At 70.2% G+C, this 11341-nt stretch carries 8 protein-coding genes and 1 tRNA gene; 2 read left to right on the forward strand and 7 right to left on the reverse strand.

Going from position 1 to position 11341, the window contains the following annotated elements; genetic code table 11:
- Positions 1 to 62: 62 nt before the first annotated feature.
- Together GSQ87_RS21385 and GSQ87_RS21390 are read right to left on the reverse strand one after the other, a co-directional pair.
- Complete coding sequence (locus tag GSQ87_RS21385) at positions 63 to 2300, reverse strand: TonB-dependent siderophore receptor (RefSeq protein ID WP_158918551.1); 2238 nt, start codon at positions 2298 to 2300, stop codon at positions 63 to 65.
- Between the two features lie 259 nt (positions 2301 to 2559).
- Positions 2560 to 2636: transfer RNA gene (locus tag GSQ87_RS21390), tRNA-Met, on the reverse strand.
- 183 nt (positions 2637 to 2819) lie between these two features.
- Here GSQ87_RS21390 and GSQ87_RS21395 point away from each other — a divergent pair.
- Positions 2820 to 3848 (forward strand): glycosyltransferase, encoded by a 1029-nt coding sequence (locus GSQ87_RS21395; RefSeq protein WP_158918553.1) that lies wholly within the window; start codon positions 2820 to 2822, stop codon positions 3846 to 3848.
- A 4-nt stretch (positions 3849 to 3852) separates the two neighbouring features.
- Positions 3853 to 5559, forward strand: a complete 1707-nt coding sequence (gene asnB, locus GSQ87_RS21400; RefSeq protein WP_158918555.1) for an asparagine synthase (glutamine-hydrolyzing) — start codon at positions 3853 to 3855, stop codon at positions 5557 to 5559.
- Positions 5560 to 5635: 76 nt separating this feature from the next.
- Here the strand turns inward: asnB and GSQ87_RS21405 are convergent, their stop codons facing one another.
- The 5 genes from GSQ87_RS21405 to GSQ87_RS21425 form a co-directional block, all read right to left on the reverse strand.
- Positions 5636 to 6634 carry a glycosyltransferase family 2 protein gene (locus GSQ87_RS21405; protein ID WP_158918557.1) on the reverse strand — a complete coding sequence of 333 codons (999 nt, stop codon included), beginning with the start codon at positions 6632 to 6634 and terminating at the stop codon, positions 5636 to 5638.
- Positions 6631 to 7392, reverse strand: coding sequence for a polysaccharide deacetylase family protein (locus GSQ87_RS21410; RefSeq protein WP_158918559.1), 762 nt, complete (start codon positions 7390 to 7392; stop codon positions 6631 to 6633). The genes GSQ87_RS21405 and GSQ87_RS21410 overlap by 4 nt, the downstream gene beginning before the upstream one ends.
- Positions 7392 to 8387 carry a glycosyltransferase family 2 protein gene (locus tag GSQ87_RS21415; protein WP_158918561.1) on the reverse strand — a complete coding sequence of 332 codons (996 nt, stop codon included), beginning with the start codon at positions 8385 to 8387 and terminating at the stop codon, positions 7392 to 7394. Before GSQ87_RS21415 ends, GSQ87_RS21410 begins: the two co-directional genes overlap by 1 nt.
- Positions 8384 to 9829, reverse strand: a complete 1446-nt coding sequence (locus GSQ87_RS21420) for a lipopolysaccharide biosynthesis protein (protein ID WP_158918563.1) — start codon at positions 9827 to 9829, stop codon at positions 8384 to 8386. The genes GSQ87_RS21415 and GSQ87_RS21420 overlap by 4 nt, the downstream gene beginning before the upstream one ends.
- 10 nt (positions 9830 to 9839) lie before the next feature.
- The coding region (locus GSQ87_RS21425; RefSeq protein ID WP_371416719.1) for an exopolysaccharide biosynthesis polyprenyl glycosylphosphotransferase at positions 9840 to 11341 on the reverse strand (1502 nt) is incomplete at its 5' end.

Raw genomic sequence — 11341 nt, forward strand, 5'->3', positions numbered from 1 at the left:
CGGGTTTCGGAAAGGGCGAGGGGCGGCCTGGGCGCCTGGGCGCTGGCCATGCCGCCCGACGATCAGCCGCCCGTGCGCCGGCTGATCGAGACGAACACCGAGCGTCCGTCGCCCACCAGGCCGCCCGCGCCATTGGTGGCCACGAAATAGGTGGTGTCGGCGATGTTCTTGATCCCGACCGACGCCGTCCACTGGCGGTGCAGGTAGGCCAGCTCGATGTCGCCGATCACATAGCTCGGCACCCTGTTGGTGTTGAGCGTGTTGGCGAACATCCGATCGCGGTAGTCGACGCCGCCGCTGACGCGGAATCCGTCTTCGTCCCGCACGGGGAAGGTGTAGCTGGTCCAGATGTTGGCGAGGTGCTCGGGCACGCCGATGGGGATCTTGCCGGTGGAGGTCGGGCTGGAGGGCTCGGCGGTCAGCACGGCGTGCTGGGCGGTGACGTTGGCGGTGACGCGCCAGCGCGGCGTGGCCTGGATGTCGAGATCCGCTTCGCCCCCCCAGGTCGCCTGGTTGTCGAAGGTGGGAAGATCGCCCACCAGGGTGAAGACGTTGTCCCGCTTCACGTCGAACCCGGCCACAGTCAGGGTGGCGCGCCCGGTGAAGGCGGTCGCCTTCACCCCGCCCTCGTATTGCAGCGCCGATTCCGGAGCTGCGAGACCGGTCTGCGTCGACTCGGAGCTGTAGACCGCCAGATGACTCTCCGACACGCCCAGGAACGGCGAGATGTTGGGGGTCAGCTTGTAGAGCGTGCCGACGTTCCAGCTCACGGGGGCGTCGTGCCGGGCCATGTTCGAGCCCGGCTCGATGGGCTGGCCGTTCGGCGCCAGGCGGCCGGCGACGAAGACGGTTGGATCGAGTTCGGTGTCCCAGAAGTCCTTGCGCACGCCCACCCGCAACTTCCAGCGGTCGGTCAGGTCGAGCTGGTCGGTGGCGTAAAGGCTGAAGTAGGTCGAATACAGGTCGTCGATGCCGCCGGAATGGGTGGCGTCCCGCAGGAAGCTGAGGCTGCCTTGCGAGGTCTCCGGGATCACCGGGTCGAGGATGTTGGTGATGTTGGGCAGGGTCGCGGTGGCGCGATTGGTGTGCAGGGTCTGGTGCTGGGCCTCGAAGCCGGTCAGCAGGGTGTGGCCGATGCCTGCGGTATGGAAGGTCCAGACCGGCTCCAGCTCGTAGTCGAAGTCATCGATCTGATCGTGTTGCTTGCGCAGCGAACGCCCGGTGAGTTCGTCGCCCACCACCGTGCCGCTGTCGCCGTTACGCAGGATCGAGAGGTCCCGGTGCATGTAGGAGAAACGGTTGGTGATGGTGAGGTAGGGCGCCAGCGACCAGACATCCGAGCCGATCAGCCGCAGCAGGCTCTGGTCCCCGTAGCCGAACGGGGTGGAATACATGGTGTTGCGCGACACGCCCTTGATCGGCGCGCCGTTGACGTAGATCAGCCCGGCGGGGTCGGGCGTGCCGGCCAGATAGCGGGCGTCCACGCTGAAGGTGACCACGTGACGGTCGCCCGTCCAGCTCAGTTCGGGGCGGAATTCGTCGTCGTTGCTTTTCAGGCCGCGGAAGCCGTCGGAATGCTGGGCGAGGCCGTCGACGCGGAAATTCAACCCCTCCACGCCCGTCGGCCCGGTGACGTAGGCGTTGGCCGACACCGTGCCGAACGAGCCGCCCTGCAGCGTGCCGCCCAAGTCCGGGGTGGCGGACGGCGCATAATGGACGATGTTGATGGTTCCGCCCGGCGGTCCGCTGCCGAACAGGGCCGAGCCCGGACCCTTGAGGATCTCCACCCGTTCGACCCCGTTCAGCGAATGGGGGATGCCGTTGCGTTGGTCGCCATCGTCGAAGCCCTCATCGTAGATGCGCGCGTCCAGGCCCCGGATCAGGAAGCGGTCATAGAAGCCATAGCCGTCCTGGCCGCCCCGGCTGATGCCGCTGGCGTTGCGGATCGCATCGTTCAGGGAAACACCGCCTTGGGCGTCGACTACGTCGCGGTTGATCACCTGGACGCTGCTGGGCAGGTCCTCGAGCTTGGTGCCGGTCTTGTCCACCGAGGCCGGAAGGTTCAGCTCGTTGCGCTGGCTGTGCACGATGACTTCCGACGTCGTGCTTCCAGGCGCCGCGTCCGCAGCGGTTGCAACCGCGTCGGCGGCCTGGGCGCCTTGCGAGATCGACACCAGCAGCGCGGCCGCCGCCACCTGCACGAACAGTCCTCGTGCGCCGCTCTTCCTTCCGCGACCGAACGGGCCGGTGAAGCTCGAAGCGCATGGGATCGCGCGCGGCCGGTGCAAAGGCGAAGACATCGGGAATTCCAGATTATTGATACGCATTCGCAATTGCAGAATTGCAGCCTAGGTTGTCAATGCTTCTCATTCTGAAGTTTTGTTTCGGAATCGACATGTGGTTGACGATGGCGCGTCAACGCTGAGCCGAACGCTGGACAAGGTGCAGGCGTGGAGCGGCGGCCTTGGCCCGGCATTATCCACGCGTGACGCCAATACCCGAAATGGAATGCGGGAGAACGCAGGGCGCCTTTTGAACACAGCGCAACGAGAGGGCGCCTGGTAGCTGGAGGCGGGATCGAACCGCCGACCTGTGGGTTATGAATCCACCGCTCTAACCATCTGAGCTACCCAGCCACGGGCGCGCCTTACGTAGGGCGTGTTCAGGCGAGCGGCGGATATAACGAAAGTCGTCCTCCGCCTCAAGCCTTCTGCGTTGCGGCCTTGCGACAGGGTCACGCTCATCGGCCCGTTCCACCGTCGCCCCCTTCTGCGGGGCGGCCGTTACCGGTAGGAACGACCCATGACGACCCAAGCGCCATGACGGTCCTGCACCTTCTGGGGTCTCCCCGGCACGGTGGAGCGGAGACCTACTTCCTCGACCTGCTGGAGGCCCTGCATCGCGACGGCCTGCCCCAGGCGGCGGCCATCCACGCCAACGCCGACCGCGAGGCGGCCCTAGCGGCGATGGGCGTGCGGACCGATGTGCTGCCGTTCCATCCGCCGTTCGATTTCTCGACCGGGCGGCTGATCCGCAAGCTTGCCCGCGAGCTGGACGCGCGGGTGCTGGTGCAGTGGATGAACCGGGCCGGGCGGGTGGTTCCCAAGACCGGGCCGTGGGCGCGGATCGGGCGGCTCGGCGGCTACTATCACCTGAAATACTACCGGGGGGCCGATTTCCTGGTCGGCAACACGCGCGACATCGTCGACTATATCGTGCGCGAGGGCTGGCCGGCCGACCGGGTCGACTACATCCCGAACTTCGCCGTGCCCAAGGACGATCCGCCGGTCGACCGGGCGGAGCTCGATACGCCCGACGACGCGCCGCTGTTGCTGGGGATGGGTCGGCTGCACGACGACAAGGCCCACGACGTCAGCCTGACCGCCCTGGTCGACCTGCCGGGCGCCTATCTGTGGATCGCCGGGGCCGGCCCGTTGGAAGGCCAGCTGAAGGCTCAGGCGAAGCGGCTCGGCGTGGCGGATCGGGTGCGGTTCCTGGGCTGGCGGCTGGACGCCTCGGCCCTGTACCGCACCGCCGACATCTGCCTGTTCCCCTCGCGGTTCGAGCCGCTCGGCAACACCGTGATCCAGGCCTGGGCCCACGGCACCCCGCTGATCGCCGCCGCCAGCCAGGGACCCGGCGCCATGATCCGCCACGACGAGGACGCCCTGCTGGTGCCGGTGAACGACGCGGACGCCCTGGCCAAGGCGACACGGCGGTTGCTGGACGATCCGGCGACGGGGCGTCGACTGGCCAAGGCGGGTCGCGAGCGCATCCGCACCGAATTCGCCAGCGCCCGGGTCACGGCCCAATGGCGGGAGCTGTTCGCCCGCTACGGCGAGGCCTGAGGCCATGTGCGGGATCGCCGGCCTTTTGGGCGCCTCCGACGGTGCGGCCGTGCGCCGGATGATCGAGGCCATCGCCCATCGCGGCCCGGACGGCATTCGGGTGGAGGAAGGGCCGGACTACGCCTTCGCCCACGCCCGGCTGTCGATCATCGACCTGGAGGGTGGCTGGCAGCCCCTGCACGCCGCCGGCGCCACGGTGATCGGCAACGGCGAGATCTACAACTACATCGAGCTGATCGCCCGTCACGGCCTGACCGAGCTGCACACCGGATCGGATTTCGAGCCGTTGCTGCACCTGTGGCGGACGCAGGGGCCGCAGGCGCTGGCCGAACTGCGGGGCATGTTCGCGCTGTGCCTGCGCACGGACGGGGCGCTGGCCCTGGCGCGCGATCCCTTCGGCATCAAGCCGCTTTATCTGACTGACCGGGACGGCCGGCTGGCGTTCGCGTCCGAGCCGCGCGCCCTGCTGGTCGAGACGCCCAGGCCGGCGATGGTCCACGCGCGGGCGGAAGAGCTGCTGGCCCTGAACTATACGGTCGGGACCGGGACCATCTTCGAGGGCGTGCGTCGCGTGGCGCCGGGCGAGACCCTGGGCAGCGCGGTCGCGGCCCCCGCCTTCGTCGCGCGCACCCATGCCCCGGTCGCCATCTCGGAGGCCGAGGCGTTGAAACGGCTGGACGCGGTGCTGGAGGACAGCGTCAAGGTGCACCAGCGCTCCGACGTGCCCTACGGTCTGTTCCTGTCCGGCGGGATCGACAGTTCGGCCATCGCCACGCTGATGGCGCGGCTGAACAGCCGGCCGGTGACCGCCTATACCTGCGGCTTCGACGATCCGGACGCCAGCGACGAGCGCCGGGCGGCCGAGCAGGTGGCCCGCGCCCTGGACCTCGACTGGCGCGAGACCACGTTCGGGGCGGAGGACTTCTGGCGCATCGCCCCCGAGATCGCCTGGGCGCTGGACGATCCGACCACCGATTTCGCCACGCTTCCGACCTACAAACTCGCCGAAGCCGCCAAGGGGACGCTGACGGTGGTGCTGAGCGGGGAGGGCGGCGACGAGCTGTTCGGCGGCTATGGCCGCTATCGCCGCGCGCTCAGGCCGACCTGGTTCGGCGGCCGGCCGGCGGAGCCGCAGATCCGCGCCTCCTTCCTCAAGGACCGCGGCGTCGGCGCGCTGGCGCGCTGGCGCGAGGCGGCCCGCTCACAGGTTTCGACCGACGCGGGTCTCACGCCCCTGCAGCTGGCCCAAGCGGCGGACATCGCCACCTGGCTGCCGAACGACTTGTTGCTGAAGCTCGACCGCTGCCTGATGGCCCATGGCCTGGAAGGCCGCACGCCGTTCCTCGACCTGGAGGTGGCGGAGTTCGCGTTCCACCTGCCCGACCGGCTGAAGGTGCAGGGCCGTTTCGGCAAGCACCTGCTGCGCAAGTGGCTGGAACAGCATTGTCCCGCTGCCGACGCCTGGGGCCGCAAGAAGGGCTTCACCGTCCCGGTCGCCGGCTGGATCGCGCCGCGCGCTCGCGACCTGGGAGCCAGGATCGCGGCGGTGGAGGGGGTGCGAGAGGTCTGCGAGGTCGATGCGGTACGCGCCGTGTTCGAGCGCGACGATCACGCCGCCAGCCGCTGGCCCCTGCTGTTCTTCGCCCTGTGGTGGAGCATCCACATCGGCGGCATGAGCCGCGCCGAGGCGGCGGCAGCGGTCATCGGTTGAGGCGGCGCTGCATCCTTCGAGACGCCCCTCAGGGGCTCCTCGGGATGACGTATGGTGGAGCCTTAAATAGCCTTCGTCATGCTGAGGAGCGCGCAGCGCGTCTCGAAGCATGCACAACCTCGAGCCCATCCTGGGGCCGTTTCCGGGCCGCCCGTGTACTGCGGCGGATCTCGGCCTGCCCGTAGAAACCCAGCCGCACGCGCCAGAACACCTTGCCCAGGCCCTGCGCCGCGCGGTCGGCGAAGTCCGCACCCTGGCGATGGTGGAGCGCCAGGAGGAGCGCCGCAACCGGGGCGTTGGCCAGCACCTGCGCCAGCCCGACCGCCACCCACTTCGCCACGCCCGCTGGATCGCGCGCGGTGGCGGCGATCTGGGTGGGGCTCTGGCCATAGCCGAAGGCGCGCTTCAGGGTATAGCCGAGCTGGGCGCGATGGGCGGGGGCGTACTCAAAGACCCAGGCCTCCGCCGCCCACCCGTAGCGGGCGCCTTGTGCGCTCAGTTGCGCGAACAGGCGGTCGTCCTCGCCGCCGGTGGCGTCGGCGGCCGCATCGAACGGATTGGGGCCGACCAGGGCGAAGGCCCGTGTCATCATCGAATTGCCGCAGCCGTAGGGGGCGATGATCGGACCTGAGGTTTCGGGCCCGATGCGAGAGAAGAAGCGCTCCATATAGGCGCGTTCGCCGGGCCGCGCGTCCGGCGCCAGGCCGCGTACGGGTCCGAAGGTGACCTCGGTCCCCATCTCCAGGTGCGCTGCGTGCAGGGCTTCGAGCCAGCCGGCGGGCGCCTCCTCGTCGTCGTCCAGGAAGGCGACCAGGGGCGCATCGCTCGCCGCCAGTCCGGCGTTGCGCGCGGTGGCCACCCCCGGATGCGGTTCATGCACGAAGATCAGCGGCGCGGGGCAGGCCGGGCGTAGCGCCTCAACCGTCTCGCGGGCGGACCCTTCGGGCGAGTTGTCCACCACCACCACCGCCGCGACCAGCTCGGTTGCGCGATCCTGGGCGAATAGCGAGCGCAGCGCGCGCGTCAGGCTTTCCGGGCGGCGCAGGGTGGGGATCAGGACGTCGATCTGCGTCACGTCAAACCCCTCAGGCGGCGCGCACCTTGCGCCACCGTGACAATCTCGAACCCGTCGGCGACGGCCTTGCCGACCAGCCGTTCCCAGACGGCGATGCTGGTCCCGAAGCGCGGCGGCGTGGTTTCTACGCCGTGGGTGTAGAGGATCAGCCAACCCGCCCGAGCCTTGGCCCGTTCCATCCAGGCCAGCGCCAGCGCCTCACCCTCTTCGCCCTCCACGCCTACCGAAGGCGCTTGGTTGAGGTCCGATCCACGTCCCAGCACACCGTGGTGCAGGGCGCGTGACAACAGGAAGCGCTTGTCCGCCACCCGTTTCACCGGAGCGGCCACGTCGCCGTAAGGATAGGCGAAGGTCTCCAGGCTGGGCGCGCCCCATTGCGCCAGGGCCTCGACGTTGCGGGCGATGTCGGCCTCCACCGTCGCGGCGTCGGCTTGGCCGCAGTCCAGGTGGGAGAAGGTGTGGCAGGCGATCTCGTGACCGGCGGCGGCGACGCGCAGGATGTCCTCGCGTCCGCCACAGGGGCCGACGCCCACGTCGCGTCCCGCCAGCCCGGCGGAGACGAAGTAGGTGCCGCGCGCGCCATGGGCCTCCAGGATGCGCGCGCCCTCGCGAAACGCGGACACCGGCGCATCGTCATAGGTGAAAGAGATCATCGGCCGGCCGGCGGCGCGTGGGCTTGGACGGCGGTGCTGCAGGCGCACCACGCGACGGCGGAGCTTGCCCTTCAGCGAGGCGTCGGCGGAATAGAGCTCGCCCATCACACCACCTCCGAATAGAGGGCGGCGCGGTAGATTTTCATCGCCGCGACGCGGGCCGTGACGGGCGCTCGGTCGGCGAGCGCCAGCGCCTTGAGCAGTCGGCGCCACAGGCCGCGCGCCGGCAGCCGCTTCAGCGCGCGGGCCAGGCGATAGCTCGGATAGCCCCGTACGGCCTCGGGATGGCGGGCGAGCACGCGGGCGAAATTGTCCGGCGACTGCTCGTACTTGGCGGCCAGCGCCGCGGCGGTGTCCAGGCCCAGGTGGGTGGCGGAGTTGTCGATGTGGCGCACGCCGAAACGCCTACCGACGCGCAGGCCCCACTCCACGTCCTCCCAACCCCAGCCGGAGAAGCTCTCGTCGAACGCCTCGGCGGCGAACACGTCGCGCCGGACCAGCAGGTTGGAAGTGTAGACGTACTTCTCGGGCTGCTGGGCGCGCAGGCTGGCGGACAGGCACTCGCCCCGCTGCGACAGGGCGCGGTGCAGGGCGTGCTCGGGGCGCACCGGCGCCCGGTCAACCGAGAAACCGCCGAACACCACGGCCGGCTCTTCAACAGCGATCAGGTCCAGGTAGGCAGACAGGAAACGCTCGCTGTCGGGAGCCATGTCGCTGTCCAGGAACAGGGCGTGGCGGGCGCGGCTGTGGGCGATCAGCTGGTTGCGGCCGCGCGACCGGCCCTGGTTCTGCGCGAGGCGGATCAGACGGGCGGGCGACGCCAGCGTCTGCACGGCGGCGCGAACAGCTTCGGACAGGGTTAGGTCCCCGCCGCAATCGTCGAGCAGCACGATCTCCACCGCGCCGTCCAGGCGGGCGGCTTCTGCGTCCAGTGCTGCCAGCAGGGCGCGCGGGTCGTCGCGATAGAAGGGTGTCAGGACCGACAGGTGCGGCTTCGCCGACGTCCAGGCGGCGTTCTCGAACAACTCGAAGCCTGTCTGATCCGGCGCCGCGTCAAGCGGCGGAGCGGGATTCGGCGCGAGGGTCAGGACATCGCTCATGCGGCGGCTCGCGTGCGCAAGGTCTGCAGCAGCCGGCCGCTGTGGGTGCGGGCCTGGCCCGCGTCGAGGGCGAAGGCGACCAGGGCGTAGGTCATAGCTCCCACGCCGGCCTTCAGTGCCAGCTCGCCCACGCCGCCGGTCGAAGGCATCCGCAGCACCGCCGCCGCCATCGCCGCCGTCGCCAGGGCGCTGCGGCCCAGCGTGTTCCACGGGATCGGCAGGTACAGGCCGTTGCGCTGCAGGAGGATCGAGGCGACCGCGCCCAACGCATAGCTGGCGGTGGTGGCCCACATGGCTCCGTCCAGGCCGAAGCGCGGGATCAGCAGCAGGGTCAGCGCCAGGTTCGCCAACGCCGGCAGAGCGATGGCCAGGAACTGGCGGCCGGTGCGCCGGGCGAGCGTGAAGGCGGTGTTCAGGTAGTGGGTGGTCAGGCCGTAGAACAGGCCGCTGAGCGCGATCCAGGGCGTCACCCGCGCGGCGTTGTCGCGCAAGGCTGGCCCGACCATCAGCTCCGCCAGCGGGCGGGCGACCAGCGCCAGGCCAGCGGCGGCCGGCAGCGAGATCAACACCATGAACGAGGCCTGCTCGCGCGCCGTGTGTTCGAGCGCTGCGCGCCCGCCGCGCTCCAGGGCGGCGATGCAGGCCGGTCCGCCGGCCATGCCCAGCCACAGGAACATGACGTCCAGCGTCCGGTTCGAGAGGCTGTAGCCGGCGTGATAGGCGCCCACCGTCGCCTCGTTGGTGAAGGCCGCGAGCACGAAGCGGTCGGTGGTGGCCAAGGCCAGGCCCATGATCAGCGACAGGGCGATGGGCGCGCCATAGGCGGCGTAGCCCTTCAGCCGCTCGGGCTCGAACCTGCCGCGCCTGGCGGGACCGATCTCCGACGGCAGGGCGAACAGCAGGCACATCGCGCTGGCCGCGCCCGCGCCGGCCAGGGGCGCCGCGCCGCCCCAGCCGATCAGGGCGAACACGGCGCCCAGCGCAAAGCCGCCGCCTGTCTGGGCCATATCGAACAGGGCGTAGCCGCGCACCTGGCCGGCGGCGCGGCGGCGCTCCTGCGCCAGCTTCAGCAGGCTACGCACGATGATGGAGACCAGGCCGGCGCCGATGGCCAGCTTCAGCCCCGATCCCACCGGCAGCAGCACCAGGATGGCCACGGCCAGCGCCGGCAGGGCGACCGCCATTGCGGCGAAGGCGCGGTACAGGGTGGCGTAGAGGTTGGATCGCCCGACCACGGTCTCGGCGGCGTAGAAGCGGGCCATGGCCGCCTCGATCCACACGAACAGGCAGGTGTAGACCAGGCTGGTCACCGAATAGGCCAGGGCGTAGGCGCCGTAGTCGGCCGGCGACAGCATGCGGGTGAACACCACGATCGAGCCGAAGCCGGCGACCGCCTGGACGATGTTCACGGGCAGATAGCCCACCACGCCTTTCCAGAACATCGGGCCGCCCTCAGCGCACCGCCTGCCGGTCGCCGAACAGGCAGGGCAGGGTCATGACGATGATGTAGAGGTCGAACCAGAACGACTGGCGCTCGATGTACTCGATATCGAGCTCCACCCGCTGGCGGACCTCCTCGGCGGTATGGACCGGACCGCGCGAGCCGTTGATCTGGGCCCAGCCGGTGATGCCGGGCTTCATGCGATGACGCCAGGCGTACTCGGCGACAAGGCGGGCGGAGTCCTGGCCGGCGGTCTGCATGCCGATGGCGTGGGGACGCGGACCGACCAGCGACATCTCGCCCTTCAGCACGTTCAGCAGTTGGGGCAGTTCGTCCAGGCTGGTGGCGCGGATGATGCGGCCGACGCGGGTGACGCGGTCGTCGTCGGCGCTGACCTGGCGGGTGGCGTGCGCGTCGGCGGCGTCCGTGCGCATGGAGCGGAACTTCCAGACCACGATCTCTTCGTTGTTGAAGCCGTGGCGGCGCTGGCGGAACAGGATCGGGCCCGGGCTATCCAGCCGCACGAGCGCTGCGACGACAGCCATCACCGGCAGGGCCGCCAGCAGGGCCAGCCCGGCGACGACGAGGTCCTGCATCCGTTTGGCGAAGGCCAGGCGGTCGTCGGCCTTGGCGCCGGAGATGCGGTGCAGCGAGGCGCCGGACAGGCGGGCCAGGGCGGCGGTGTGGCGTTCGTCCCCCTCGCCGTCGAGGAACAGGCAGAGGTCGTTGGGCAGCGCCTTCAGCCGGCCGATCAGCTCGGCGCTGCGGGCCTGGCCGGCGGCGGGGACGGTCAGCACGATGCGGTCGATGTAGGGCAGGATCTTGTGGCGCAGCAGGGCGGCGGTGTCGCCAAGCACCGGCACGCCGTGGATGTCGTGGGGAATGCGGTCGGAGCGGTCGTCGAACACGCCCAGCACCGCCACGTCGCGGCCGGCGAGCGCATTGCGGATCAGCAGGGCGGCGTTCTCGGTCGCGCCCACCACCACCACGTTTGGGGTCAGCCGTCCCAGTCGCCGCCAGCGCCGAACGACGCTCCAGGCGACCAGGTGCGAAACGCACAGCGCGCCGATGCAGGCGAGCGCCCATCTGACCCCGAAACCGAGGGCGGCCGGGGCGGCTATACTGAGCGCCAACAGGATGACGGATGTGGCCGCCCCTGACGCCGCGCCGGCGCGGGCCATGCTGGCCCACCAGCTTTCGCGGGCGGCGAAGTCGTAGGTGCTGGCGGCCGACAGGCCGAAGGCGACCAGGATCGAGCCGAGGGTGAGGCTGGGCACGATCACCAGCGTCGCGCCAAGCGTTCCGGTCGCGGCCTGGGTCACGCCGAAGGCCGCCAGCAGGAGCGCCAGCAGCGTCGCGTCGGCGGTGCGGAAGCCCTGGGCCAGCATCCGCCCGCTCATCCTCTCGCGCACGGGACTGAGCACGTCGGGGCGGAAGGGGCCGCGGCGATAGGCGGGGACGGGAACCGCCAGCACCGTCTCGGGCGGCGCGGGATCGTCCTCCGGGGTCGGGG

Origin of the sequence: Caulobacter sp. S45, from assembly GCF_009765965.1 — a bacterium.
In the GTDB taxonomy this organism is placed as follows: domain Bacteria; phylum Pseudomonadota; class Alphaproteobacteria; order Caulobacterales; family Caulobacteraceae; genus CAHJWH01.